Raw genomic sequence first — 26,536 nt, 5'->3', positions numbered from 1 at the left:
CGGCGTGCGAAGGGGATCGCACGCCGCCGCCCCTGGGGATCAGAACTTGTAGGTGACGCCGATATAATAATCGCGGCCATAGCGCTGATAGTCGATCACCTGCCGCGGATCGTCGTTCTGATAGGTGATGAACGGCCGGTCGGTCAGGTTCTTCGCCTGCGCGAGGATCGAGAAGCCCTTGAGGAAGCCCTCCTGGAATTCATAGCCGATCTGCGCGTCGAGGATGCCTTCCGACTTAGCGGTGCGATAGGTCGGCGTCGCCGACAGACCCGCCACCTCGGCGAGGAAGTCCGACCGGTAGCGATAGTTGGCGCGCGCCTGGAAGCCCCATTTCTCGAAGTAGATCGTGCCGCTGCCGGTCCATTTCGACAGGCCGGGCAGCGTGATCGCCTGCGTCGGGTTGCTCGCGAACTTGATCGTCGACTGGGTGTAGTTGCCGCTCGCGAAGATGCCGAAGCCGTCGAGCGCGCTGGTCAGCGCCTTGAACGGCAGCGACACCGTCGCCTCGACGCCGAGCACTTCGCCGCGACCGGTATTGGCCGGCGCCGACACCACGCCGGTCGTCTGGCCCGCGGCGATCACCTGCGCCTGCTGCGCCGCAGTCAGCGCCGGCAGCAACGCGGTGAAGTCATAGGCATAGCTGTTGTTCGGATCGACGAAATCGGTGAGGTGCTTGAAATAGCCCGACAGCGCGACATAGCCGCCGGCGTCGAAATATTTCTCGAACGACATGTCGATGTTCGTCGACTGATAGGGGCGCAGCGCGACGTTGCCGCCGGTCGAGGAGAAGACCGGATAGAGGCCGGCCGGCGTACGACCGATATTCGTGAGGTTGATCGCGACGTCCTGCGTGACGCGCTCCTGGTCGAGGCGCGGACGCACCATCGTCTGCGACGCACCGAGCTTGACGTAACCGTTGTCGATCAGCTCGACCGAGAAGGTCGCCGAGGGCAGCACATTGGTATAGGTGACGCGCTCGTCCGCCGGAGCGATGGTGACGTTGCCGGTGACGACACTGGCGATTTGGCCGACCGAACGCTGCTGCGAATGGACCACCTGCACGCCGAGCGCGCCCTTGACCGCCTTGCCGCCGAGGTCGCCGTCGAGCGTCAGCTTGGCATAGCCGGTGTAGACGTTCTCGATGACGCGATTGTCGCGGACCAACGCCGACGGGCGGTTGTCATAGGCCGAGGCGAAGCTGTTGTTGTAGACGTAGAGCGGATCGTAGGTCAGCATCGCCGGGATGCCGAGATAGGTCAGCGGGATATTGGTGCCGAGCAGCGCCTCGCTGGGCACCGTCGCGCTGGTCGGCGTGCCGCTGGCGAGCGTGCAGCCCGTCCCCGTCCCCTTCGGGCAGAGGAAGTAGGAGGTATAGGCGCTGGTCTTCTCGCGGCGGCTGTAATTGCCGCCGACTTCCCAGCCGCGCACCAGGCTGCCGTCGAACTCGCCGTTGAGGCTGGCGCGCAGCGACTTGAGATCGTCCTTGAAGCTCGGCCGGTTGAGGAAGCCCGACTGGACGACCTGCTGCGTGCCGTTGTTGCCCCAGCCCTGCGGGTCGGTCAGCTTGAGCACGTTGGTGTTGGTATAGTCGAGCGTCGGCACGATCCGGTAGGTGCCGTTGCTGTTCTGCGTCACGGTGACGGTATCGGCGACGCCGCTCTTGGCGAAGCCGGTGCCGGTGTTGGTTTCGAGCAGGAAGTCGGTGCGCGTCGCGCGGCTCCAGCTCGCATCGACGTTGAAGTGCAGCCGGTCGGCGATCTTGAAATCGTTGTTCCAGCCGAGCGACAGGTTCTTCGCCTTGCGCTGGTTATAGTCGTTGCGCTGCACCGCATAGACGTTGGTGAAGGTCGTCGTCGTGGCGAAGCCGTTGTCGACGGTGATGCCGCTCTTGGTCGGATCGGAGAAGCCGAGCGGGAATTCGATGCCGCGCAGATGCTGCGTTTCCTGGAAGTCGGAATAGAGCGCGTCGAACGTCGAATGGAACGTGTCCGACGGCTGCCATTCGATCGTGCCGACCGCGCCATAGCGCTTGAGCTCGTTCGACTGGACATAGGGCTTGGCGCCGCCCAGCACATAGGGATCGGCGGCGGTGCCGCTGCCCGAATAGCCCCAGGCATTGTAGCGCTCGTCCTGCGACGGCGTCTGCGTCCCCGACACGCCGATCGCGATGCCGAGCGTATCGTTGGCGAATTTGTCGATATAGGTCGCCGACGCGCGATAGCCGTAGCGCGACGAATCGGGGTTGAGGTTGTCGATGCCGTTCATCTGCCCGCGCGCGTTGATCGCGAAGACGCGGCCGCGCTGTTCGAGCGGGCGCAGCATGCGCAGGTCGACCGTGCCCGAGATGCCGGCGGCGATCAGCGATGCGTCGGCCGATTTGTAGACATTGACGTTGCGGAAGAACTCCGACGGATATTGGTCATATTCGACGCCGCGGTTGTCGCCGACCGTCACCTGTTCGCGGCCGTTGAGCAGGGTGGTGGAGAAATCGGGGCCGAGGCCACGGATCGACAGGCGCTGGTCGCGGCCTTCGAGCCGCTGCGCGGTGACGCCGGGCAGGCGCGCAAGGCTGTCGGCGATCGACACGTCGGGCAGCTTGCCGACGTCCTCGGCCGAGACGCTGTCGACGATCAGCGTCGAATCGCGCTTGATCTTGGCGGAATTGGCCAGGCTGGCGCGGATGCCGGTGACGACGATGTCGTTGTCGGCGGTGGCGTTCTCGGCGGTCTGCGTCTGCGCGGCGTCCTGATTGGGGGTCGGCTCGGCGGCGGGCGCGGGCGATTGCGCGGTCGCGGCGGCGGGCGGATTGGCGGTCGGCGACTGCGGGTTGGGCGCTTCCTGCGCGAAGGCGGCCCCGCCGGTGACCAGCAGCACGCTGGCGATGGTGACGGTGGTCGAACGCAGCATCGCGCGGGTGCGACGTGCGGAATTGATGTCGGTCTGGGACACGAAGAATCCTCCCCCTGATGGCGTCATGCCCCCACCCGCTCCATCGCGGATGATCAGCTGACTGTGTGTCCGGCTTGTGAACGCGGGGGGAGAAACAGCCAAGTTGGCCACATACGTATTCACGGCAGAGGGTTAGCGGCGTGGTTTTCCTGCCACGCAATGTGTCATCCGGTCGCGTCGAGGAAGGTGTTGACGGTCAGCCGCCCGCGGGCCGGATCGGCGTGCAGCGCCAGATCGGCGGGCAGATCCGCGCAGTGCAGCGTGTTCGAACGATAGAGGATGGCGCGGTTGAACCGTCCCAGATGCACCGCGAGCCGCTCGAACACCGGCGTGTCGCTGGCGATATAGCCCGCCTCCGGCAGGCCGTGGCGGGCGAGATCGGCATCGAGCGCGGTGCGATAGGCGCCGATCCGCGCCGCATCGATCGACTCGAAGCCGGTGGTGCGATGCCGGTAGAAAGCGGTGCCGCTGCGCTCGTCCGGGGACAGATAATGGAGCAGCGCGAGGCGGCGCGGCGACAGTTCGTCGAAATGCGGCAGCCGCTGGATCGGGGTGAGCGCGGCGGGCGGCGTCGTCACGATCGAATAGAAGGCATCGGCGATCGTCAGCCCGCCGACCCCGAACGCCGCGCGCGCGACCGGCTCAAGCCGCGCCAGCAGATCGCGCAACAGCCGCGGCGCGACGGGTGCACGGATGCCGGGATAATGCGGCCCGATCGGCGCGAACGACAGGAAGGCGGCATCGTCACGGAACCGCTCGGCATCGGCGAACCCGTCGATCACCACCACCGGCTGCGCCTCGGCGCCATGATGTTCGATCGATACTGTCCACGCCATGCGCGCCTCTTCGATGATGGCGCAGGCAAAGACAATGGGGACGGCCGCGCCAAGCCGTTGGGGAGATGGGGAATCGGAGAACCGCACGGTACGATGGCTGCGCCTGTGCGGCCGCCCCTGGGGCACGCCCTACCAATGCTCCCGCGCAATCGGGAGCCGAGGTCTCCCTTTGCCGCGGGCGGTTGTTCTGCCTGGCCACCGGCTTCCCGCCTGCGCGGCAATATGGTCATGGCGGCGAGCTGAGTGCTTCCACAGCGGCTGCCGCGGTCGGCTCGTGAAGCGATCCAATCGCACCGGCTACGATAAAAAATCAGCCTCCGGCGACTCGCCTAAGACCGCGGCGCGACTCGCCCGTGGCCGTCCCAACCCGGTGCATCGGTTCGATTCCAAGCCTTGACCCTTTGTTCATAGTACTGGAACATAAGGCGAACAAATGAGTCGAATCCGCATGTCCGCTCCCGCTCCCTCGCCCGCCTCCCTCAGCCATCTGCGTGCCTTGGCAGCGGTTCGTCCGGTGGTGAGCGGGGTGCTGCCGTTCGGGGTCGACGCGCTCGATGCGCGCATCGCCGACCATGGGCTGGCGCTCGGCGGGCTGCACGAGGTGTCGCCGGCGACGCCGACGCTGAGCGACGATGCCGCCGCGACCTTGTTCGCCGTCGGCGTCGCCGCGCGCGCCGCGGCGGCGAACGGTCGGCGGGTCTTGTGGGCGCTGACCCGCTTCGATCTCTACGCGCCGGGGCTCGAACAGGCGGGGCTCGACCCGGCGACCCTGTTGTTCGTCGAGGCGCGCGACGACAAGGACGTGCTCGCGGTGATGGAGGACGGCTTGCGCCACGGCGGTCTCGCCGCGGTGGTCGGCGAGGTCAAGCGCGCCGACATGGTCGCCACCCGCCGGCTCCAGCTCGCGGCGATGAGCGGCGGCGCGCCGGCGCTGCTGTCGCGGCGCTGGCGGCGGCAGGGCGTCGATCCGCTCAGCGACCTGTCCGCGGCGATGACGCGCTGGCGGATCGCCTGCGCGCCCTCGGCGCGGCTGCCCGCGCCGGGCGTCGGCCGGCCGCGCTGGACCGTCGAACTCGCCCGCCAGCGTGGCGGGCCCGGCTTCACCCTCGAACTGGAGGCATGCGATGCCACGGGTCGCCTCGCTCTACCTGCCGCACCTCGCGATCGAGCGGTTGCGGCGGATCGAGCGGCCGCGCGCGCTGCCTGAACCGCAACGCACGCCGCAGCTTCCGGTCGACGACGACCCCGGCGCCTGTTCGGTGCCGCGGGGCGGCGGCTGGCGTCCCGGCGCACGCTGGGCGCGCGACGCGGACGCACGTGCCGCGATCGTCGAGGAGACGGCGACGCTGCCGCTCCACCAGCAGCCGACGATGCGCGAACTCGGCCGCCGGTCGGAGGCGGCGGACCATCCGTTCAAACGCCCCCTCCCCGCCCCGCCGGGTCAGGCGCGCCCCGTCGCCGCGGCGGCGCATGCCGTCCCGCTGATCCTCGCCGAGACGATCGGGCAGCGCCAGCTGATCGCCGCCGCCTGCCCCGCCGCGCAGGCGCTCGGGCTGACGCCGGGCATGGCGGTGACGCAGGCGCGCGCCCTGGTCGCGACGCTCGACGTCCGCGCCGCCGATCCCGCCGCCGACCGGGCGGTGATCGACGGCCTCGTCCTCCACGCGATCCGTCACTGGACGCCGACCGCCGCGGGCGAGGCCGACGGGATCTGGCTCGATCTCACCGGCGTCGCGCACCTCCACGGCGGCGAGGCGCGGTTCGGCGCGCGGCTGATCCGCTTCTGCCGCCGCTTCGGCTATAGCGCGCGCGTCGGCATCGCCGGGACGCCGGGCGCGGCGCATGCGCTCGCCCGCTATGGCCATGAGCCGCTGATGCGGATCGCCAGCGGCGGCGAGGCGCAGGCGCTGGCCGCTTTGTCCCCCGCCGCGCTGCGCCTGGCGCCATCCGCGCTCGCCGCCGCACAGCGCTTCGGGCTCGATCGCATCGCCGATCTGCTGCCGCTGCCGCGCGGGCCGCTCGCGCGCCGGCTCGGTCTCGCCAGCGTCCGGCGGCTCGACGAGGCGCTGGGCCGCGTCGCCGAACCGATCGTCGCGGTGGTGCCGCAAGAGACCCCGGAGACGGTGCGCCGCCTGCTCGAACCGATCGCCACCGCCGAGGCGATCGAACAGGTGATCGGCGACCTGCTCGCCGACATGATCCCGCTGCTGCGCCAACGCGGCCGCGGCGCGCGGACGCTGGTGCTGACGCTCGAGCGGATCGACGGCAGCGCGCAGCGGATCGCGATCGGCACCGCCCGCGCGACACGCGACGCCGCGCATCTCGCCCGCCTGTTCCACCTCCGCATCGAGCGGATCGAGCCGGGCGACGGGATCGAGACGATGCGCCTCGCCGCGCCGCATAGCGATCCGCTGGGCGCGACCGCGCTCGCCGCGCGGCTCGCCGGCGACGAACCGGTCGCCGATGTCGCGACCCTGGTCGACCAGATCGCCGGGCGGGTCGGCGAGGCGGCGCTGTTCACCGCTGCGCCGGTCGAGAGCGACGTGCCCGAACGCGCCGTCCGCCGCACCGACGCGCTCGCCGCGCCGACCGGCTGGCCGGCGTGGCGGCGGCCGGTGCGGCTGCTCAGCCGGCCCGAGCCGCTTCACGCGGTGCTCGCCTTGCTGCCCGATGCGCCGCCGCGCCGCTTCACCTGGCGCGGCAAGGTCCATGCGGTGGTCGCCGGCGACGGCCCCGAACGGATCCACGGCGAATGGTGGCGGCGCGACGGCGAGATCTGGGCGGTGCGCGACTATTTCCGCGTCGAGGACGAGCAGGGCGCGCGCTTCTGGCTGTTCCGCCGCGGCGACGGCGTCGATGCGGCGACCGGCGATCTCAGCTGGTATCTGCACGGGCTGTTCGGCTGATGGCCGCCACCACCTATGTCGAGCTTCAGGTGACGAGCCATTTCTCGTTCCTGCGTGGCGCCTCTTCCCCCGACGAGCTGTTCGCCGCCGCCGCGCTGCAAGGCCACACCGCGCTCGGCATCGTCGATCGCGGCAGCGTCGCCGGGCTGGTCCGCGGCTGGGAGGCGCAGAAGGCGACCGCCGTGCGGATGATCGCCGGCGCCCGCGTCGACCTCGACGACGGTCGTGCGCTCTTGCTCTACCCGATCGACAAGCCCGCCTGGTCGCGGCTGACCCGGCTGCTGACGATCGGCAAGGCGCGCGCCGGCAAGGGCGGCTGCACGCTCGGCTGGGCGGATGTCGTCGCGTGGAGCGAGGGGCTGGTCGCGATCCTGCTGCCCGATGGGGCCGATGCCATCGCCGCCGCGCATCTCGCCGACCTCGGCGCGGTCTTCGCCGACCGCGGCTATTGCGGCCTCGCCTTCCGCCGCCGCCCCGACGATGCGCTGCGGCTGCACGATCTCGCCGCGCTCGCCGCCGCCGCGCGCGTCGCCCCCGTCGCGCTCGGCGACATCCTCTATCATGCGCCCGAGGCGCGGCTGCTGCAGGACGTGGTCACCGCGATCCGCGAGAAATGCACCGTCGATACATTGGGCTACCGGCGCGAGCGCCACGCCGACCGGCACCTCAAGTCGCCGGCGGAGATGGAACGCCGCTTCGCCGCCTTCCCGCAAGCGATCGCCGCCACCGCCGACATCGCCCGCCGCTGCACCTTCGATCTCGGCGAGCTCAGCTACCAATATCCGCACGAACGCGTCGTCGCCGGGCTGACCGCGCAGGGCGCACTCGAACAGCTGACCGAGGCGGCCGCGGCGCGGATGTTCCCCGACGGCCTGCCGCAGGCCTATCGCGCGCAGATCGACCATGAGCTGCGACTGATCGCCGAGCTCGGCTACGCGCCCTATTTCCTCACCGTCAACAGCATCGTCGCCGAGAGCCGGCGGCGCGGCATCCTGTGCCAGGGGCGCGGATCGGCGGCGAACAGCTGCGTCTGCTTCGTGCTCGGCATCACCAGCATCGACCCGATCCGCCACGAGCTGCTGTTCGAACGTTTCATCTCCGGCGAGCGGCGCGAACCGCCCGATATCGACGTCGATTTCGAGCATGAGCGGCGCGAGGAGATCATCCAGTGGATCTATGAGACCTATGGCCGCAACCATGCGGCACTGACCGCGGTGGTCACCCGCTATCGCGCGCGCGGCGCGATGCGCGAGGTCGGCAAGGCGCTCGGCCTGCCGGAGGACCTGACCAAGGCGCTCGCCGGGCTGATCTGGGGCTGGAGCCAGGAAGGCGTCGGCGAGAAGCAGGTCGCGCAGCTCAACCTCAACATGAACGACCGGCGGCTGCGCCTCGCGCTCGACCTCGCGCGCCAGCTGATCGGCGTGCCGCGCCATCTGTCGCAGCATCCCGGCGGCTTCGTGCTGACCCATGACCGGCTCGACGATCTCGTGCCGATCGAGCCCGCCGCGATGGTCGACCGGCAGGTGATCGAATGGGACAAGGACGATATCGACGCGCTCAAGTTCATGAAGGTCGACGTGCTCGGCCTCGGCATGCTCGGCTGCATGAACCGCGCCTTCCACTTGCTCGCCGAGACGAAGGGCGTGGCGATCGGCATGGCCGACCTGCAGGACGACGATCCCGACGTCTATGCGATGATCCAGAAGGCCGACACGCTCGGCACCTTCCAGATCGAGTCCAGAGCGCAGATGAGCATGCTGCCGCGGATGAAGCCGACGCGCTTCTACGACCTCGTCATCGAAGTGGCGATCGTCCGCCCGGGCCCGATCCAGGGCGACATGGTCCACCCCTATCTGCGCCGCCGCGAAGGGCGCGAGACGCCCGACTATCCCCGCCCGGAGCTGCGCGCGGTGCTGGAGAAGACGCTCGGCGTGCCGCTGTTCCAGGAACAGGCGATGAAGGTCGCGATCGTCGGCGCGGGCTTTACCGCCGCCGAGGCGGACCAGCTGCGCCGCGCCATGGCGACGTTCAAATTCACCGGCGGGGTCAGCCACTTCTACGACAAGCTCGTCGAAGGGATGGTGTCGCGCGGCTATCCCCGCGACTTCGCCGAACGGACGTTCAAGCAGATCGAGGGCTTCGGCTCCTACGGCTTCCCGGAAAGCCACGCCGCCTCCTTCGCCAAGATCGCCTATGCCTCCTGCTGGATGAAGCATCACCACCCGGACGTGTTCTGCGCCGCCCTCCTCAACGCGCAGCCGATGGGCTTCTACGCGCCGGCGCAGGTGGTCCGCGATGCGCGCGACCATGGCGTCGAGGTCCGTCCCGCCTGCATCAACGCCAGCCGCTGGGACTGTACGCTCGAGCCGACGCGCGGCCGGTATCTGGCGGTGCGGCTCGGCCTGCGCCAGGTGCGCGGGCTCGCCAATGCGCATGGCGCCGCGATCGTCGCGGCGCGCGGCGACACGTCCTTCGGCTCGGTCGAGGAGGTGTGGCGCCGCGCCGGAGTGCCGCGCGCGGCGATCGAGCGGCTGGCGGAGGCGGATGCCTTCCACGGCTTCGGCGCGGACCGTCGCCAGGGATTGTGGAAGGTGAAGGGCCTGGGCGACGCGCCGCTGCCGCTGTTCGCCGCCGCCGATGCGCGCGACGCCGCGTTCAGCCCGGAGGGACTCGAACCCGACGTGTCGCTGCGCCCGCTGTCGGACGGGCGCGAGGTGGTGGAGGATTATCGCGCGCTGCAACTCTCGCTCCGCGCGCATCCGCTCGCCTTCCTGCGCGACGAGCTGACCCGCCGCGGCATCACCCGCTGCGCCGATCTCGCCACCATCAAGGACGGCCGCTTCGTCGAGGTCGCCGGGATCATCCTCGTCCGCCAGAAGCCGGGTAGCGCCAAGGGCGTGCTGTTCATCACCATCGAGGACGAGACGGGCATCGCCAACGGCATCCTCTGGCCTGACCGGTTCGAGGCGCAGCGCCGCACCGTCATGTCGGCGGCGATGATCGGCATGAAGGGCCGGGTGCAGAAGGAGGGGCAGGTGATCCACGTCATATGCGACCGGATCGTCGACCATGGCGGCCTGCTCGCGCAGGTCGGCCAGATGGACTTTCCGCACGCCACCGGCCGCGGCGACGGTGCGCGCCATTCCGGTGCCCCCGATCGGGGCGATGCCGGCTGGCGCCCGGGTTCGCGCGACAGCTATTGGCCGCCGCATGCCGACGGCATGGATCCGGAAGCGGTGGTGCGCGTCAAGTCGCGGGACTTCCACTGACCGCCGTTGCAGGCCACAGCCGCGACCAGCCACTTTCGAGGAACACCTATGCGCCAGGCGACCACCCTCCTCCGCATCGACACCCGCCGCCGCGGCCTGCTCGACGTCACGCCCGACGTGCTGCGCTGGGTCGCGGCGCAGGGGATGACGACCGGGCTGCTCACCGTCTTCTGCCGCCATACCTCCGCCTCGCTGGTCATCCAGGAGAATGCCGCCCCCGCGGTACGGCGCGACATGGAGGCCTATTTCGACCGGCTCGCGCCCGAAAGCGGGACGTACGAACATGACGACGAAGGCCCCGACGACATGCCCGCGCACCTGCGCACCGCGCTGACCGGCGTCCAGCTGTCGATCCCGGTGATCGACGGCGCGCCGGCGCTCGGGACCTGGCAGGGCATCTACCTGTTCGAGCATCGCACCAGCCCGCACCGGCGCAGCCTCGCGCTGCACCTGAGCGGCGAATGACGCGGCCCGGGCTTCGCGGTGAAACGTTGCCGTTTGGAGCCAAGTCGTTCATCGCTCGTTCCACTGGGACGATGTATAGGCGACGGGTTCGCCGCATCCGCGAGCGAATGGAGTATTGGAGTCATGATTCATCTGGGCCGCAAGGCCGTGGTCGCGGCGCTGGCCGCCTCCACGCTGATGGTCGCGGGCTGCGCGACCGAGACCACCTATCGCCCCGCCACCGGGCAGGGCTTCAATCGTACCGGCTATAGCGATCGCCGGATCGAACCCGACCGCTATCTGATCACCTTCGCCGGCAACAGCGTCACCTCGCGCGACACGGTCGAACGCTATCTGCTGTTCCGCGCCGCGGAGCTGACGTTGCAGAACGGCTATGACTATTTCGTCATGGCCAATCGCGACACCGACCTGCAGTCGCGCACCTACAGCACGCCCGGCATCGGCGGCGGCTGGGGCTATGGCGGGTTCGGCGGCTATTGGGGGCCGTCGTGGCGCTATTACGGCCGTGGTTTCGGCTGGCGCAGCTGGGACCCGTGGTTCGGCGGCGGCTTCGGCGGCGGCCCGTGGGGCAACGACTTCGACATCCGCACCATCGACCGCTACGAGGCGAGCGCCGAGATCGTCATGCGCCGCGGCCCGATCCCGCGCGACAATCTGCGCGCCTTCAACGCCCGCGCGGTCGCCGACAGCATCGGCCCAACGGTGGTGCTGCCGAAGTAATCGCGGGTTTGCGTCTGGTGAAAAAGCCGGGTCACCGAGGTGGCCCGGCTTTTTTGTGGTCGGCGTCCGTGTGCCTCCACGCGCGAAATTAACACCATCCTAGTATTCCCGCGCAGGCGGGAATCCAGTGCCAAGCAGAACAACGTTTGCGGCAAAACACTGGGCTCCCGCCTCCGCGGGAGCACTGGTGAGTCAAAACTCAAGATTAAATCGTCTGAAGAATCGACGCGACGGATGTTGCGCCCCAAACCCGGTACTCCTGCTTTCGCAGGAGCACCGGGCCGCGAACCGCCAGCCTCACCTCAGACCGTCACCGCGCCGTGGCAATGCTTGTACTTGCGACCCGAGCCGCACGGGCACGGCGCATTGCGGTTGACGCGGCCTTCCCAATGTTCCGGATTGTCGCCGAGCATCGCCTCGGCATCGGGCTGCATCATCTGCATCGGCGGGATCTGCGTCGTGATCCGGCCCAGCGATCCCGCGTCGATATCGTTCGAATTGTCCTCGCCGGTGAACGGATCGAAATGGGTGGTGATGAAGTCGGGCAACTCGGGAAGCGGCGGCGCTTCCTGGATCTGGAACTGCGCGTGCGCGATCGTCTTGGTCACGTCCTCGCGGATCGAATCGAGCATGCGCTGGAAGAGCGAGAAGGCCTCCTGCTTATACTCGTTGATCGGCGTCTTCTGCGCATAGGCGCGCAGGTGGACGACCTGACGCAGCGCGTCGAGCGTCGCGAGATGCTCCTTCCAGTGATGGTCGAGGTTCTGGAGCAGGATCGACTTTTCGACCTGCGTCCACGTCTCGGGATCGAGCTCGCCCGCCTTGGCGGTGATCGCGGCATCGGCGGCCTCGCGCACCCGCTCCTCGACCAGTTCGGGATCGATCGATTCCTCGGCGAGCCAGTCGTCGACGGGTAGGTCGAGGTTGAGGATCTCCTGCAACCCCGTCTTCATGCCGGCGATATCCCATTGCTCGGGATAGCTGTTCGGCGGGCAGGCGCTGCCGACGATGACGTTGACCGTCTCGGCGCGCATGTCGCTGACCACGTCGCCAACCGCATCGGCATCCATGATGTCGGCGCGCTGCTCGTAGATCACCTTGCGCTGATCGTTCATCACGTCGTCATATTCGACGACCTGCTTGCGGATGTCGTAGTTGCGCGCCTCAACCTTCTTCTGCGCGGTCTCGATCGCCTTCGACAGCCACTTGCTGCCGATCGCCTCGCCATCGTCGATATTGTTGCGCATCATCTTGGCGAACAGCGTGTCCGGGCCGAAGATGCGGAGCAGATCGTCATCGAGGCTGAGGTAGAAGCGCGACAGGCCGGGATCGCCCTGGCGGCCGGACCGGCCGCGCAACTGGTTGTCGATGCGGCGGCTCTCGTGCCGCTCGGTGCCGAGCACGAACAGGCCGCCCGCGGCGAGCACCTCCTGCTTCTCGACCTCGATCTCGGCGCGGATGCGCGTCGCCTCCGCCTCATATTCCGGCGTGCCCTCGACCAGATCGGGATGCTCGTCGAGCATGCGGAATTCGAGATTGCCGCCCAATTTGATGTCGGTGCCGCGACCCGCCATGTTGGTGGCGATCGTCACCGCCGCCTTGCGGCCGGCCTGCGCGACGATATGCGCCTCCATCTCATGGTAGCGCGCGTTGAGCACCTTGTGCGCGACGCCCTCCTGGACGAGGAACTCGCTGAGCAGCTCGGACTTCTCGATCGACACGGTGCCGACCAGCACCGGCTGGCCGAGCGCGGCATGTTCGCGGATCTTCTTGGCGATCGCGCGGAACTTGTCGTTGGTGTCCTTGTAGAATTCGTCTTCCTCGTCGATCCGGCGGACGCCGACGTTGGTCGGGATGGTGACGACGTTCATCTTGTAGATGTCGTAGAATTCCGCCGCCTCGGTCGCCGCGGTGCCGGTCATGCCGGCGAGCTTGGGGTACATGCGGAAATAGTTCTGGAAGGTGATCGACGCCATCGTCTGGTTCTCGGGCTCGATCGTCACGCCTTCCTTGGCCTCGACGGCCTGGTGGAGACCGTCCGACCAGCGCCGCCCGTCCATCATCCGGCCGGTAAACTCGTCGATGATGATGACCTTGCCGTCCTTGACGATGTAATCGGTGTCCGCCTTGAACATCTTGTTGGCGCGCAGCGACTGGTTGACGTGATGGACGACCTGCGTGTTCTCGAAGTCGTAGAGGTTGGCGCCCTCGAGCAGCCCGGCCGCCTCGAGCATCCGCTCGATCCGCTCGGTGCCGCTCTCGGTGAGGATGATCGACTTCTGCTTCTCGTCCTTCTCGTAATCGTCGTCGGTCAGCTGCTTCACGATCGCATCGACGCTCATGTACAGTTCCGACTTGTCGTCGGTCGGGCCCGAGATGATCAGCGGCGTCCGCGCCTCGTCGATCAGCACCGAATCGACCTCGTCGACGATCGCCATGCTGAAGGCGCGCTGGACCATGCTGGCGCGCTCGTACTTCATGTTGTCGCGCAGATAGTCGAAGCCGAATTCGTTGTTCGTGCCGTAGGTGATGTCGCTGTTATAGGCGGCGCGGCGCTGTTCGTCGGTGAGATTGGGGATGATCGTGCCGACGGTCAGGCCGAGGAAGCGATAGACCTGCCCCATCCATTCCGCGTCGCGCGCCGCGAGATAGTCGTTGACGGTGATGACGTGGACGCCGTCGCCCGGCAGCGCGTTGAGATAGGTCGCCAGCGTCGCGACCAGCGTCTTGCCCTCGCCGGTGCGCATCTCGGCGATCTCGCCGCGGTGGAGGACGATGCCGCCGATCATCTGCACGTCGAAATGGCGCATGCCGAGCACGCGCACCGCCGCCTCGCGCACCGTCGCGAACGCCTCGGGCAGCAGGTCGTCGAGCTTGGCGCCATTGGCGAGCTGCTCGCGGAACTTCGTCGTCTGCGCGGCGAGCTGGTCGTCGGACAGCGCCTGCAATTGCGGCTCGAAATTGGCGATCTTCTGGATGATCGGGTTGAGCGATTTGACGTAGCGGTCGTTGGACGAGCCGAAGAGCGATTTGGCAAAGCCGCCGAACATAGACTTATTCCTGCAAGGACGCGCGCGGCCGGAGGCGCGCAGCATCGAGTGTCATCAAAGGGGGATCGGCCGAAGCCGCAACGACGGGTCGGCGCTATTCGCGGCGGCGGCTCGCATAGAGCGGGACGATCGCGGCGAGCGCGAACGCCGCAGGTGCCGCCGTCGCGGTGACCTGCCGAACCCGTGGCAAAGCCTGTACCGGACGTGCGGCGATCCGCGCCGGCACCGCCTGCGCCTCGGCGACCGCCGCCGCCACCGCGACGGCATGCGCCGCAGCGGGCGCACGCATCGCCGACGCACCGCCGGTCAGGGCGGACAGCAAAGCGGAAAGGAGCAGCAGCAAATTCATCGCAGTCCTGCCATAGGGACTGCATGCGCAGGCGTCCACCGACGAAGCGTCTGTATTACCACAGGCTCCGTACCGGATATCGCCGCATCGTCGCATCGGCGAAGACCAATATGGCATCCAAATGCCGGCATGGGGGATGAGCATGCGGTCGACCGGATCGCCGTGCAGATACGGCAACAGTCGGGTGGCCTGCCAAAGGGCGGCTGGCAGGGGGACGATATCGAGCGCCAGAGCGTCCAGCGCGGTCGCCAAATCGGCCGCCATCGGCGAGCGGCCACGCCGGTGCAAGTCGGCATACTCCCAAGCGATCACTGCGCTGACCTGCAACTCCGCACCCGGCCTCAACACAGCCGACGAGCCGCTTGAGACAGTCGCTGCTCAGCGCTCAGATCGAGACGATAACGTGGGCATCAAGCAGCAGGCGCAACGATACGAGCCAGCCGAGCATCATAACCGACGCGATCAGCCTTCAGGGCAGCAAGATCGAGATCAAGCCCCTGTGCCTGATCCCGGAACAGGCCGACCGCCGATATGCGTTTGCGGCCGATACGTTCGACCTCGTCAGCTGTCCTCGACACGATTGGGACAAGGCGTACCCGCGGATCACCGGCGTCGTTTAGAATGACCTCCTCGCCGCGCACCGCCGCTGCGACCAACTCCGGCAACCGGCTGTCCGCATCGCCGACGCTGAGATGGATGGGCGAAAGACAGATTCGGGGCTTGGCCTTATCAAGCTGACGACCTTTCGCCGTCATCGCCGCAACCGTCTTTGCCCCGTCTTGGAAGCGGACTATGGCGGCGTCATGTCTTCGACGATCTCCCCCCTCGCCACGCCCTTCCCCGCCCTGCCCGCGATTGCCGGCGTCGTGCCGCATGTGGCCCGAGCGCGCTACAAGACGTGGGATCGCTGCGACCTCACCTTCGTCACGCTCGCCGAGGGCACCAGCGTCGCCGGCGTCGTCACGCAGAGCAAATGCCCCTCGCCCGAAGTCGAATGGTGCCGCAAGGCGCTGACGCTGGGCACGGCGCGGGCCTTGGTGGTCAATGCCGGCAATTCCAACGCCTTCACCGGCCACCGCGGGCGCGCCGCGGTCGAGGCGATCGCCGCGCGCACCGCGCAGCATCTCGGCTGCCAGCCGTCCGACGTCTTCGTCGCCTCGACCGGGGTGATCGGCGTGCCGCTGCCGATCGACAAGGCGGAAGCCGGCCTCGATGCCGCCTACGCCGCCAGCGCGTGCGACTGGCGTGCCGCCGCCGAGACGATCGGCACCACCGACACCTACCCCAAGGGTGCGATGACCACCGCGATCGTCGACGGCCGTACCGTGACCCTGGTCGGCATCATCAAGGGATCGGGGATGATCGCGCCCGACATGGCGACGATGCTCGGCTTCATCTTCACCGACGCGGCGGTGACGCCGGGCTTCCTCCAGGCCGCGCTCAACGCCGCCAATCGCAACACCTTCTCGTGCATCACCGTCGACGGCGACACCTCGACCAGCGACACCGTGCTCGCCTTCGCGACCGGCGCGGCGGGCAATGCGCCGCTCAGCGCCGCCGACAGCGACGGGGCGGACGCCTTCGCCGCCGCGCTGGCCGATCTGTGCGCGCAGCTCGCGCTGCTGGTGGTGCGGGACGGCGAGGGCGCGACCAAGCTGATCGAGGTCAGCGTCACCGGCGCGGAGAGCGACCGCTCGGCGCATCGCATCGCCTTGTCGATCGCCAATTCCCCCTTGGTCAAGACCGCGATCGCCGGTGAGGACGCCAATTGGGGCCGCGTCGTCATGGCGGTCGGCAAGGCCGGCGAACCCGCCGAGCGCGACCAGCTCGCGATCCGCTTCGGCGCAACCCAGGTCGCGCGCGACGGCCTCGCGGTCGAGGGCTATGACGAGGCACCGGTCGCCGCGCACCTCAAGGGGCAGGAAATCGAGATCGGCGTCGACCTCGGCCTCGGCGACGGGATGGCGACGGTTTGGACCTGCGACCTGACGCACGGCTATATCGCGATCAACGCCGACTATCGGAGCTGACATGCACCATCCGCACCATGAGGCGGTCGTCACGCTGATGCGGCGCGTCGCGACGGAGATCGTGCTGCCGCGCTTCCGCAACCTCGGCGCCGACGAGATCGAGGAGAAGGCCGCGGACGATATGGTCACGGTCGCCGACCGGCTGAGCGAAGCCGCGCTGACGGAAGGGCTTGCCGCGCTCGACCCGACGATCCGCGTCATCGGCGAGGAAGCGGTGGCGGCGGATGCGCGGCTGGTCGCCGGCATCGAGCACGGCCGGGCGTGGATCATCGATCCGATCGACGGCACCAACAATTACGCCAGCGGCATCGCCACCTTCGGCATCATGATCGCACTGGTCGAGGACGGCGAGACGGTGGCAGGCTGGATCCTCGATCCGGTCACCGACCGGCTCTGCCACGCGATCCGCGGTGGTGGCGCCCATGTCGACGGCAGGCGCGTGACGGCGCAGCCGAGCGGCGGCGAGCGGCCGTCGGCGGTGCTCGCCACCTATCATCTCGATGCCGCGACCGAGGCGGAGCTCTGCGCGCGCGCCGGCCGCGTCTTCACCGTCGCACCCATGCCGCGCTGCGCCGCCGAACAATATGCGCGGCTGGTGCTCGGCACCAACGACATCGCGTTGTTCCAGAAGACGCTGCCCTGGGATCATGCCGCCGGGTCGCTGCTGCTCCGCGAGGCGGGCGGCGTGGTGCGCTGGCCGGACGGATCGGACTATCACGTCGCCGACCAGCGGCGCGGAATGGTTGCCGCGGCGTCGCCTGCATTGTGGGACGAAGCGGTGGCGGTGCTGTTCGGATAGCAAAAGCCCCTCCCCCGAAGAGGAGGGGCTTCGGTGATTTACGCCAGCGCGTCTTCCAGCCAGGCCTTGAGGCGACCCTTGGGCTCGGCGCCGATCTTGGTCGCGGCCGGCGCGCCGCCCTTGAACAGGATCATCGTCGGGATGCCGCGCACGCCGTAGCGGCCGGGCGCATCGGGATTCTCGTCGATGTTGAGCTTGGTGATCGTCACCTGCTCACCCAGTTCCTCCGACAGTTCCTCGAGGCTCGGCCCGATCATCTTGCACGGGCCGCACCATTCCGCCCAGAAATCGACGAGCACGGGGCCGTCGGCCTTGAGCACGTCGCTGTCGAAGCTGGCGTCGGTAATCGCTTTGGTAGGCATGATGATCTCCTTTGCACCCCCATCTAGGGTGGTGCGGACCGCGTCTCAACCGCCGGCGGCCTAGCTTTGCTCCCGCGGTCGAAAGCGCGGCTTGTGCGCGGCGAGCAGATCGGCGGGCAGGTCGAACAACCGCGGGCCGCCGGTGTAGAGCAATGCCGCCTCGATCGACCGGTTGGGGAAGATGGTGGCGAGCGCCGCGGCATAGGCCGCCATCTGGTCGAGATGATAGGGCGGGATATCGTCGAGCGCCGCCGGCACGCGCCGCCCGGTCTTGAAGTCGACGACGCGGATCCGCTCGGGCGCGATCAGCAGACGGTCGACGGTGCCCGACACGACCAGTCCGTTGCCCAGGGTCGCGGCGATCGGCGCTTCGGTCAGCGCGTCTCCGCCGAACAGATCGGCGAAGCGCGGATCGTCGAGCACCGCCAGCACCCCGGAGACGATGGCGCCACGCTCCGCCGGATCGCCGACGCCGCCCGCGGTGGCGAGCCAGCGCTCGCCGCTCGCCGCGCGCTGCGCCGCGGGCACCGCCGGCAGCCGCTCGAACAAGGCATGGAAGAGCCGGCCGCGCTCGGCGGCGGCGCGCATCGCCGGGCCGGGCGGCGGATCGCTGACCTCGTCCTCGCCCAGCGCGGAGGGGGCGAGCGGACGCGACGGCCGGCTTTCGACCGGCGCCGCGCGTCGCGCCCAGTCGGGCAGCACGACCGGCTCGGACACAGCGGTGGTGGCGGGCGGACGCGCGCGCACCGGCGGCTGCGGCACCCGTCCGGTGAACAGGCGCGGTGCCTCGCCCGCGATCCCCAGCGCGTCGAGCGCGCGCGCCGAGGCGGCATACCAGCTCGCCTCCGGCGGCTCGCCCTTGGCGCGCGGGCCGAGCGCGCCGGCGATGACCAGCCGCTCCTCGGCGCGCGTCGCCGCGACGTAGAACAGCCGCCAATGCTCCTCCAGCTCGCGCCGCTCGACCTCGCCGACCGCCACGTCGAGCGGCCCGCCGCGCTCGGCGCTGCGCGGACGGAAGATCGGGATCGGCTGCGCCCCCGGCTCGGGCGACCAGCGCACCAGCGCGCGCGGCGCGGCATGCGGATCGACCGTCGCGTCGGCGAGGATGACCAGCGGCGCCTGCAAGCCCTTGGCGCCATGCGCGGTCATCACCCGCACCGCGTCGAGCGGCGCGGACGGATCGCGAACGATCTCGACATCGCCGCGATCGAACCAGTCGAGGAAGCGCTGCATCGACGGGGTCGAGCTGGTCTCGAAGGCGAGCGCGGCGTTGAGCAATTCCTCGATCGGATCGCGCGCCTCATTGCCCAGCCGCAGCAGCAGCTTGCGCCGGCCGTCGAGCGGACCCGAAAGCAATTCCTCGAGGAACTGATAGGGCGTGGCGATATCGGCGCGCAGCAGCATCGTCCGCAGCGGGGCGAGCCGATCCTCCGGCTGGGTCAGCGTCAGGTGCCGCCACAGGCTGCCGTGATCGCGCGGCGCGGCGTGCATCAGCGCATCCTGCGTCCAGCCGAGCAGCGGCGAGACCAGCAGCGCGGCAAGCGACAGATCGTCCTCCGGCTGCAGGGCGAAGCGCACCGCAGCGAGCAAATCCTGCACCGCGAGCGGCGCGTTGAGTCGCAACCGGTCGACGCCCGCCACCGGCACGCCCTCGGCATAGAGGCGCGCGACGACCAGCGAGGCAAGATCGCCGCGCCGCTTGACCAGGATCATCACATCCTCCGGCCGCAGCGCCCGCCCCTTGCTGCCGAGCATCAGCCCGCTATCGAGCCAGTCGCGTACCGCGCGCGCGATGCGGATCGCCTGTTCGCGGACCGCGTCGTCGATCCACGCTTCCTCGTCTTCCTCGCTGCCGCCGGCGACGACGGGCGGCCACAGCTCGACCGCGCCCGGACCGACCACCTCGCTGGCATGGTCCTGCAACGCGCCGATTGCGCCCAGCCCCGGCTCGCCCGCCGCCGCGACCGCGGCGTCGACGAATTCGAGCACCGGCCGCGTCGAGCGGAACGAATGGGTCAGCGACAGACGCTGGAAGGGCAGCCCGCGCTCCTCCTCGGGCCAGTCCTCCGTCCCCGCCACATCCTCGGCGCGCCCGGCGAAATGGCCCTCCGCCCAGCGGAAGTTGATCGGGTCGGTGCCCTGGAAGCCGAAGATCGCCTGTTTGAAGTCGCCGACGGTGAACAGCGTGCGCGTCGACGGGGCATGGACGCCGCGGCCGACGAAGAACTCGCCCGCCAGCGCGGTGACGATCCGCCACTGGTTGAGGTTGGTGTCCTGCGCCTCGTCGATCAGCACGTGTTCGGTCGCCGCATCGAGCTTGTAGCGCACCCATTCGCCGATACCGGGCTGTTCGAGCAGCCGCACGGTGACGCCGATCAGATCGTCGAAATCGACCGCCCCCGTCCGCCGCTTCGCCGCGGCATAGGCGCGCGCATAATCGCGCCCCACGTCGAGCGCCTCGGCGAGCAGGTCGGCATAGGCCGCACGGCTGGTCAGCGACAACAGGTCGAGGCAATGATCGCCGAGCGCGCCGGCGAGCTCGACATAATCGGGTTCGGCGTCGGTCAGCTTCTTCGACGCCTTGCGCGGTTCGTTCTTGCCGGTGAGCACGACGCTCGCCAGCTCCTGCATCGTCGCGGCACGGGTGGCGGGCGCAGCGGCGAGCCAGCGGTCGAGCGTCTCGGCATGGCCGAGCCCCGTCGCCGCGCCCCACGCCTTGTTCGCCGTGGCGAGCCGCTCGATCAGCCCGGTATCGATCGCGTCGCAACCGGCGGCGAGCGCCTCGCCGATATCGCCCTGTGGCAGGTCGAGCGCGCGGCGCAGCCACGGCTGAATGCCGCTCGGCAATGCCTCCAGCGCGGCGAGCGAGCGGGCGCAGGCGAGCAGGAAGCTCTCCGCCCCGCCCTCGCCGAGCCGCAGCGACAGCGCGCCGATCGTCTCGATCGGGCGGGTGCGACCCTCACGCTCCGCCTCGACCAGCAGGGTCGCCAGCGTCTCGCGGGCGAGCACCGCTTCCTCGCGTGGTTCGAGCGGGCGGAAGCCGGGGGTGAGCCCCGCCTCGACCGGAAAGGCGGCGAGCAGGCTCTGGCAGAAGCCATGGATCGTCTGGATGCGCAGCCCGCCGCCGGGCGCGTCGAGCACCCGCGCGAACAAAGTGCGCGCGCGCGCCTGTACGTCCGGCGTCGCGCGCTCGCCCAGCGCCTCGAGATCGGCGGCGAGCTGCGGCCCGGGCATCCGCACCCAGGCGGCGAGCCGGTTGCTGATCCGCTGCGCCATCTCCGCCGCGCCCGCCTTGGTGAAGGTGAGGCAGAGGATCGCCGCCGGCTCGGTGCCGCCGAGCAGCAGGCGGAAGACGCGCGCGGCGAGCACCTGCGTCTTGCCGGTGCCCGCCGAGGCGGACAGCCAGACGTGCGCGCGCGGATCGCTCGCCGCCGCCTGCGCGCCCTTCAGCCGCGGCAGGGTGGCGAGTTCAGTCCCGGCCATACCATTCGTCCCGCCGCATCAGTTGGTCATACTCCGCATAAGGCGCATATTCCGGCACCAACTTGGCGGTGAACGGCGCGCTGCCGGTCAGCCAGTGGCCGGCCGCCTCGATGAAGTTGCTCATCGCGATCGTGGTGAAATCGGTGGTGACGATCCTGTCGCGCTTGCCCTCGGCATCGACCGGCGTCTCGACATAGCCGAACTGGTCGCGCTTCTTGCCGAGCGACCAATATTCGAAGCCGCCGGCGCGCCCCGCCACGTCGGCGAAGCCGCCGCGCTCGGCGATCGCACCCAGCAGCCCGAGCTGCAGGCTGTAGCCGGCGCGCACCGCGGCGGCGGAGGGCGGCTTGCCGGTCTTGTAGTCGACGATCGCGAGGCTGCCGTCGGCGAGCCGGTCGACGCGGTCGTAACGGCCGGACAGCCTGACCCCCGCCACTTCGATGAACCCCTGCCCCTCCGCCGAGGCGACGCTGCGCCCCGCGGCGGCCTGTTCGGCGACGGTGCGAGCGATCCAGTCGATCGCCTCGACCAGCCGCGGCCGCCACAGGGCGCGCATCATCGGATGGGTCCGCTCGTCGTCGAACATCGCGGTGGCGCGCGGCAGCAGCGCGTCCGGCGCGCAGCCGTCCTGCTTCCACCATTGTTCGAGGATGTCGTGCACCGCGGTGCCGCGCCACGCCGCGCTCGGATCGGCATCGACCGGATCGAGCGGCATCAGCCCGAGCACGCGGCGCGCGTAAAAGGCGTAAGGGTCGGCCTTGAGCCGGTCGATCTCGGTCACCGATATCGCCTTGGGGCGACGGACGGGATCGGGCAGCGGCGCGGGGCGGTCGGCGGGGCGATGCTCGCCCGGTGCGTCGAGCGCCTGCGCCCAGCGCTCCAGATCGTGCGCGCGGACGAAGCGGTCGCCCGCCATCGCCTGCAAGCGCAGCCACAGGCGCGAGGCGAGCGCCGGCGACGCCGCGTCCCGCCGCGCCCGCGTCACGATCGCCCGCGGCGCGCCCAGCGCCTGCCCGAATTCATGCGCGGCGACACCGACGCTGCGTTCGAGCCCGGGCAGCCCGAGCGTCGCGCGTATCCGCGGCGCGAGCCACGGATCGGGCGCCGGCCGCCCCGGCCACACCCCCTCGTTGAGCCCGCCGAGCACCATCAGGTCGGCGGTCTGCAACCGCGCCTCGATCAGGCCGTAGATGGCGATGCGCGGATGGCCGACGCCCGATCCCGGCCGCACCGCGACCTCGTCGAGCAACCCGCGCAGCAGCGGCGCGAAACCGTCGGGGGCGACGCGCGGCGGTCCGACCGCGGCGTCGGCCTCCAGCGCGTCGAGGAACTCCGCCGCGGCGCGCCCCGCCGGGCCGGACCACAGATCGTCGCCGCACAAGGCCTGCGCCGTCTCGCGCAGCACCGCGAGCAGCGCCGGCAGCGGCTGCATGCCCTGTTCGAACACCAATTCGATCGGCTTGAGCAAGGCGACCGGCTCGGCGAACCAGGCGGCGGCGCGCTCGCGCTTGTTGGCGAGCAGATGGCCGGTGATCCCGTCGAGCCCCGCCGCCGGCCGCGGCCCGCGCAGCCCGCGATCGACGCCGCGCACGCCGTCGAGCCATGCGCCGCGGATGCTGCGATCGGTCGACACGTTGCGCACCAGCGGATGCTTGAGCAGCGCGAGCAACGCCATCGGCGCAAACCGCTGCGCCGCCGCCTCGGCGAGCGCGAGCAGCAGCGTCCCCGGCGGCAGGATCGCCAGGGGCCGCCCCGCCGAATCGTTCGCCTCGATCCCCCAGCGGCGCAGATGCACCACCACCCGCCGCGCCAGCGCACGATCGGGGGTGACCAGGGCCGCGGTCCGCCCCTCGTCCTCCAGCGCGCCGCGCAGCGCGAGCGCGATCGTCTGCGCCTCTTCCGCCGGGGTGGCGAGTTCGGCGGCGACGACTCCGGTCAGCCGCCGGTCCTCCGCCTTGAGCTCGGTCCATTTGCCGGTGAAGGCGGCGGGCGCGAGCGCATTGGCGATCGCGCGGCCGCGCGCCGCGCCCGCATCCGGCCCCGCGGTGCCCGGCCAGGTCGCCACCTCGCCGCGGCCGACGCTCATCCGGTCGAGCATCAGCTTGAGGTGGAATTGCGGATGCGTTTCGAGCGAACGGCGGATGCTGCCGGTGACCGGATCGGGACGATGCGGCCCGAGCGCGTCCCACTCCTCCTGCGGCATCGCAAGGTCGAGCCCGGCAAAGACCGTCATCCCCTGCGGCGCCTCGGCGACGCAGCGCAGCAGCCGCGCCACTGCCGGAGCGGGATCGGTGATGCCCGCGGCACAGACCAGCCCCTCGGGCGGCTGCTGCCGCCAGCGCCGCTCGACCCGGTCGAGCAGCAGCCGACGCCGCGTCGCCGCGTCGATCCGGCCGAGCCGCGTCAGCTCCTCGGGCCAGCGTTCGAGCACGATGGTGAAGGTCGACAGCGCGCGCTGCCAATGTTCGGTGAGTTCGGGCGCGAGGTCGATGTCGCGCAGCCGCTCGGGCGCCACCTCCTCGACCAGCAATTGGTCGAGCGTATGGCAGAGCTCGCCCGCCAGCCGTACCGCCTCCGCCGCGTCGACCGCGGCTCCGGCGCGCGCGCGCTCTTCGTAGACGAGGCGGGCGAGGATCATCCGCCGCTGCATCGGCGCGATCGCCGGCGGCGGCGGCTCCTGCTCGTCGGCGGGATCGAGCGCCGCACCGACCGCCTCGCCGAGATCGGGGCTGCCGAGCGTCACCAGCCGCGGCAACAGCAGGCCGCCGCCGCTCGCCCGCACGAAGGCGTCGGTGACGGCGCGCACCGCGCGATTGTTGGGCAGCAGCACCAGCCCGCGCGCGAGCGCCATCGCATCGCCGCCGGCGCGCCGCATCAGCCCGGCGACGAGCGTATCGGCGAACGCCTTGTGCGACGGGATCGAGAAGAGGTGCGGCCGCCGCGCCTCAGCCATTGGCGATCAGCATTTCGGTCTTCGGCACGGCGGCGGGGGTGCCGACGTCGAACCACAGGCCCTGATGCACCTGCGCATAGGCGCGCCCCGCCTCGATCGCACGGTTCCAGAACAGATTGGTCGAGAACGGCCCCTCCGGCCAGTCGCGGATGATGCGCGGGTGGAGGATCTGGATGCCGGTATAGACGAACGGCGCGACCGTGCCGGCCTTGCGGCGGCCGACGATGCGGCCGTCGGCGGCGAGGCGGAAGTCGCCCTGCCCCTGATGATTGTTGGCGCGGGCATAGGGCACGACGAGCAGCAACGCGTCCATCGCATCCGCATCCCAGCGGTGGCTGAGCAGCTTGAGCGTATCGACCGGACCGTCGAGCCACAGATTGTCGCTGTTGATCACCAGCACGGGCTCGTCGCCGAGCAGGTCGCGCGCCTGGACCAGCCCGCCGCCGGTCTCCATCAGCTGCGCGCGCTCGTCGCTGATCGTCACCCTGATGCCGTCGTCGCGGTTGGTGACATGCGCTTCGAGCAGGTCGGCGAGATAATGGACGTTGACCACCGCCCGCCGCACCCCGGCATTGGCGAGCCGATCGAAGACGTGGTCGATCAGCGGCTTGCCCGCGACCTCGACGAGCGGCTTGGGGCGCGTGGCGGTGAGCGGCCGCATCCGCTTGCCGAGGCCGGCCGCCATCACCATCGCCGTGGCCGGCACGGTGCCGCCGGGATCGGGGCGGATGGTCCGCTGCCGGGTCATGCGCGCAGCACCGCCGGGTCGCCGCGCAGCGCGGGCGGCACGTTGGCGTCGAACCAGCGCGCGACCGGAGCGAGCACCGGCTGCGCCAGATCGCGCTCCAGATAGCGCCAGACGCGCGGACATAAAGCGGCGTAGCGCGGCTTGTCGTCGCGCCGCCACAGGCGCGTGAAGATGCCGATGATCTTGGCGTTCCGTTGCGCGCCGAGCACGTGATAGGCGTGCAGGAAGGCCTCGTCCGCCCCGGTGGCGTCGCGATAGCGTGCCAGCATCGCCGCTTCGAGCGCCGGGTCGACGTCGCGCCGCGCATCCTGCAGCAACGACACGAGGTCATAGGCCGGATGGCCGGCGAGCGCGTCCTGGAAGTCGAGCAGGCCGAGCCGCCGCTCCGCGCCGACCAGCATCAGATTTTCCGCATGATAATCGCGCAGCACGGTGACCGGCACATCGGTCAGCGCATGATCGAACACAGCATCCCAGGCGGCGGCATAGCCCTCCGCATCGACGGTGAGGCCGACCGCGGGGCAATACCAGTCGACGAACAGTGCCGCCTCGCGATGCAGCACGGCGCGATCATAGGGCGGCAGGTCCCCGGCGGGATGCGCGCGCAGCGCCACCAGCAGGTCGATCGCCGCGGCATAATGCGGCGCCGCGTCCGCCTCGCTCGCATCGGCCGTCTCGCGCAGCCGCACGTCGCCGAAATCCTCGAGCAGCACCAGTCCCTGCGCCAGATCGGAAGCATGGATGGCGGGCGCGGCGAAGCCATGGTCGCCGAGCCAGCCGGCGATGCGGATGAACGGGCGCGGATCCTCGTGCGGCGGCGGCGCATCCATCAGGATCGCGCTGCGACCGCCGCTGACGACCCGGAAATAGCGGCGGAACGAGGCATCGCCGGCGACCGGGAGGATGTCCCCCGACCAGCCGTGCGATGCGAGGAACGCCGGGGCGCCGGCGGGCGGGGTCATATCGGCCATCGCGGTGTCCATGACGCCGGCACGTCGGCTGTCAAGATTCGTCCGCCGTCCGGTGCCGGCGACAGGGTGAGCGCCAGCGCCTGCGGCCAGTAACCGGGCGCGCGTTCGGGCCATTCGACCAGCAGCAGCGTATCGGACAGCGCCTCGTCGAGGCCGAGCTCGGCGAGCTCGTCCGGATCGTCGATCCGGTAGAGATCGACGTGCAGCACCGGCAGCCGCACCTCGGGCGGGTCATAGGATTGGACGATCGCGAAACTCGGGCTCGGCGCCTCGCCGGCAAGGCCGAGCGCAGCGAGCAGACCGCGCGCGATGCTCGTCTTGCCGGCACCGAGGTCGCCGCGCAGCGTGACGACGTCGCCCGGCCGTACATGCGCCGCGAGCGCCGCGCCGAAGGCTTCGGTCGCGACGGGGTCGGCGAGGTGAAGGTCAGTCATGCAAGGTCCTGTCGGCCGATCCGATGATCCCGCCCCACGGGATGATGTCCCACATTCCGTGGGCCGGCAACGAAGAGCCATCCGCAAAGATACCCGCACCACCCCGGCGAAGGCCGGGGTCCAGTCGGGGAACAGCCGCAGATCGCCACAGACCGTCGCCCCACTGGACCCCGGCCTTCGCCGCGGTGGTGAATGCGGGAAGAGACTGGCCA

The 26,536-nt window shown here is 69.8% G+C and carries 18 protein-coding genes; 7 read left to right on the top strand and 11 right to left on the bottom strand.

Annotated features, from left to right (window positions below):
* Positions 1-39: 39 nt before the first annotated feature.
* Positions 40-2,907: a TonB-dependent receptor gene (locus BW41_RS02345; protein ID WP_152542069.1), complete on the bottom strand. Its 2,868-nt coding sequence runs from the start codon at positions 2,905-2,907 to the stop codon at positions 40-42.
* 206 nt (positions 2,908-3,113) lie between these two features.
* The gene (locus tag BW41_RS02340; RefSeq protein ID WP_051583191.1) at positions 3,114-3,785 is read right to left on the bottom strand and encodes a DUF6445 family protein; all 672 of its coding nucleotides are present in this window, start codon (positions 3,783-3,785) and stop codon (positions 3,114-3,116) included.
* A gap of 448 nt (positions 3,786-4,233) precedes the next feature.
* Here BW41_RS02340 and BW41_RS02335 point away from each other — a divergent pair, with 448 nt between their 5' ends.
* From BW41_RS02335 to BW41_RS02315, 5 genes are all read left to right on the top strand, one after another.
* Positions 4,234-4,992 carry an ImuA family protein gene (locus BW41_RS02335; RefSeq protein WP_037531034.1) on the top strand — a complete coding sequence of 253 codons (759 nt, stop codon included), beginning with the start codon at positions 4,234-4,236 and terminating at the stop codon, positions 4,990-4,992.
* On the top strand, positions 4,910-6,691 hold the full coding sequence (locus tag BW41_RS02330; protein WP_081792848.1) for a Y-family DNA polymerase: 1,782 nt from the start codon (positions 4,910-4,912) through the stop codon (positions 6,689-6,691). Before BW41_RS02335 ends, BW41_RS02330 begins: the two co-directional genes overlap by 83 nt.
* Positions 6,691-9,960 (top strand): error-prone DNA polymerase, encoded by a 3,270-nt coding sequence (locus BW41_RS02325; RefSeq protein WP_037531033.1) that lies wholly within the window; start codon positions 6,691-6,693, stop codon positions 9,958-9,960. The genes BW41_RS02330 and BW41_RS02325 overlap by 1 nt, the downstream gene beginning before the upstream one ends.
* A 48-nt stretch (positions 9,961-10,008) precedes the next feature.
* Positions 10,009-10,425 (top strand): secondary thiamine-phosphate synthase enzyme YjbQ, encoded by a 417-nt coding sequence (locus BW41_RS02320; protein WP_037531032.1) that lies wholly within the window; start codon positions 10,009-10,011, stop codon positions 10,423-10,425.
* A 123-nt stretch (positions 10,426-10,548) separates the two neighbouring features.
* Positions 10,549-11,145 (top strand): CC0125/CC1285 family lipoprotein, encoded by a 597-nt coding sequence (locus BW41_RS02315; RefSeq protein WP_037531030.1) that lies wholly within the window; start codon positions 10,549-10,551, stop codon positions 11,143-11,145.
* A 302-nt stretch (positions 11,146-11,447) separates the two neighbouring features.
* On the opposite strand, the gene secA is transcribed toward BW41_RS02315, so the two are convergent.
* The 3 genes from secA to BW41_RS20775 form a co-directional block, all read right to left on the bottom strand.
* A complete protein-coding gene (gene secA, locus BW41_RS02310) occupies positions 11,448-14,195 on the bottom strand; it encodes a preprotein translocase subunit SecA (protein ID WP_037531028.1) in 2,748 nt (915 codons plus the stop codon).
* Between the two features lie 94 nt (positions 14,196-14,289).
* Positions 14,290-14,871, bottom strand: coding sequence for a hypothetical protein (locus tag BW41_RS21700; protein WP_235199466.1), 582 nt, complete (start codon positions 14,869-14,871; stop codon positions 14,290-14,292).
* A gap of 83 nt (positions 14,872-14,954) precedes the next feature.
* Entirely contained in the window at positions 14,955-15,299 is a 345-nt protein-coding gene (locus tag BW41_RS20775) for a type II toxin-antitoxin system Phd/YefM family antitoxin (RefSeq protein ID WP_152542067.1), read from the bottom strand.
* 48 nt (positions 15,300-15,347) lie between these two features.
* Here BW41_RS20775 and argJ point away from each other — a divergent pair, with 48 nt between their 5' ends.
* Entirely contained in the window at positions 15,348-16,574 is a 1,227-nt protein-coding gene (gene argJ / locus BW41_RS02295) for a bifunctional glutamate N-acetyltransferase/amino-acid acetyltransferase ArgJ (RefSeq protein ID WP_037531134.1), read from the top strand.
* A 1-nt stretch (position 16,575) separates the two neighbouring features.
* On the top strand, positions 16,576-17,373 hold the full coding sequence (locus BW41_RS02290) for an inositol monophosphatase family protein (RefSeq protein WP_037531019.1): 798 nt from the start codon (positions 16,576-16,578) through the stop codon (positions 17,371-17,373).
* Between the two features lie 38 nt (positions 17,374-17,411).
* Here the strand turns inward: BW41_RS02290 and trxA are convergent, their stop codons facing one another.
* From trxA to tsaE, 6 genes are read right to left on the bottom strand one after another with little or no spacing between them, the layout of a single operon-like run.
* A complete protein-coding gene (gene trxA / locus BW41_RS02285; protein ID WP_037531017.1) occupies positions 17,412-17,735 on the bottom strand; it encodes a thioredoxin TrxA in 324 nt (107 codons plus the stop codon).
* 60 nt (positions 17,736-17,795) lie between these two features.
* Positions 17,796-21,218, bottom strand: coding sequence for a double-strand break repair helicase AddA (gene addA / locus BW41_RS02280; protein ID WP_037531015.1), 3,423 nt, complete (start codon positions 21,216-21,218; stop codon positions 17,796-17,798).
* Positions 21,205-24,171 carry a double-strand break repair protein AddB gene (gene addB / locus BW41_RS02275; RefSeq protein WP_037531013.1) on the bottom strand — a complete coding sequence of 989 codons (2,967 nt, stop codon included), beginning with the start codon at positions 24,169-24,171 and terminating at the stop codon, positions 21,205-21,207. The genes addA and addB overlap by 14 nt, the downstream gene beginning before the upstream one ends.
* Complete coding sequence (locus BW41_RS02270; protein ID WP_037531010.1) at positions 24,164-24,919, bottom strand: nucleotidyltransferase family protein; 756 nt, start codon at positions 24,917-24,919, stop codon at positions 24,164-24,166. Before BW41_RS02270 ends, addB begins: the two co-directional genes overlap by 8 nt.
* Complete coding sequence (locus tag BW41_RS02265) at positions 24,916-25,881, bottom strand: aminoglycoside phosphotransferase family protein (RefSeq protein ID WP_200870326.1); 966 nt, start codon at positions 25,879-25,881, stop codon at positions 24,916-24,918. Before BW41_RS02265 ends, BW41_RS02270 begins: the two co-directional genes overlap by 4 nt.
* Positions 25,878-26,324: a tRNA (adenosine(37)-N6)-threonylcarbamoyltransferase complex ATPase subunit type 1 TsaE gene (gene tsaE, locus BW41_RS02260; RefSeq protein ID WP_037531006.1), complete on the bottom strand. Its 447-nt coding sequence runs from the start codon at positions 26,322-26,324 to the stop codon at positions 25,878-25,880. The genes BW41_RS02265 and tsaE overlap by 4 nt, the downstream gene beginning before the upstream one ends.
* Positions 26,325-26,536 lie beyond the last annotated feature (212 nt).

Source organism: Sphingomonas sp. RIT328 (genome assembly GCF_000632225.1).
Taxonomy (GTDB): Bacteria; Pseudomonadota; Alphaproteobacteria; order Sphingomonadales; family Sphingomonadaceae; genus Sphingomonas; species Sphingomonas kyungheensis.
This window is presented reverse-complemented; position numbering and strand designations above follow the sequence as displayed.

Coding starts and splice junctions, on each gene's coding strand:
- BW41_RS02345 (WP_152542069.1), bottom strand. CDS start 2,907: ATGCTGCGTTCGACCACCGTCACCATCGCCAGCGTGCTGCTGGTCACC.
- BW41_RS02340 (WP_051583191.1), bottom strand. CDS start 3,785: ATGGCGTGGACAGTATCGATCGAACATCATGGCGCCGAGGCGCAGCCG.
- BW41_RS02335 (WP_037531034.1), top strand. CDS start 4,234: ATGTCCGCTCCCGCTCCCTCGCCCGCCTCCCTCAGCCATCTGCGTGCC.
- BW41_RS02330 (WP_081792848.1), top strand. CDS start 4,910: ATGCCACGGGTCGCCTCGCTCTACCTGCCGCACCTCGCGATCGAGCGG.
- BW41_RS02325 (WP_037531033.1), top strand. CDS start 6,691: ATGGCCGCCACCACCTATGTCGAGCTTCAGGTGACGAGCCATTTCTCG.
- BW41_RS02320 (WP_037531032.1), top strand. CDS start 10,009: ATGCGCCAGGCGACCACCCTCCTCCGCATCGACACCCGCCGCCGCGGC.
- BW41_RS02315 (WP_037531030.1), top strand. CDS start 10,549: ATGATTCATCTGGGCCGCAAGGCCGTGGTCGCGGCGCTGGCCGCCTCC.
- secA (WP_037531028.1), bottom strand. CDS start 14,195: ATGTTCGGCGGCTTTGCCAAATCGCTCTTCGGCTCGTCCAACGACCGC.
- BW41_RS20775 (WP_152542067.1), bottom strand. CDS start 15,299: ATGACGGCGAAAGGTCGTCAGCTTGATAAGGCCAAGCCCCGAATCTGT.
- argJ (WP_037531134.1), top strand. CDS start 15,348: ATGTCTTCGACGATCTCCCCCCTCGCCACGCCCTTCCCCGCCCTGCCC.
- BW41_RS02290 (WP_037531019.1), top strand. CDS start 16,576: ATGCACCATCCGCACCATGAGGCGGTCGTCACGCTGATGCGGCGCGTC.
- trxA (WP_037531017.1), bottom strand. CDS start 17,735: ATGCCTACCAAAGCGATTACCGACGCCAGCTTCGACAGCGACGTGCTC.
- addA (WP_037531015.1), bottom strand. CDS start 21,218: ATGGCCGGGACTGAACTCGCCACCCTGCCGCGGCTGAAGGGCGCGCAG.
- addB (WP_037531013.1), bottom strand. CDS start 24,171: ATGGCTGAGGCGCGGCGGCCGCACCTCTTCTCGATCCCGTCGCACAAG.
- BW41_RS02270 (WP_037531010.1), bottom strand. CDS start 24,919: ATGACCCGGCAGCGGACCATCCGCCCCGATCCCGGCGGCACCGTGCCG.
- BW41_RS02265 (WP_200870326.1), bottom strand. CDS start 25,881: ATGACCCCGCCCGCCGGCGCCCCGGCGTTCCTCGCATCGCACGGCTGG.
- tsaE (WP_037531006.1), bottom strand. CDS start 26,324: ATGACTGACCTTCACCTCGCCGACCCCGTCGCGACCGAAGCCTTCGGC.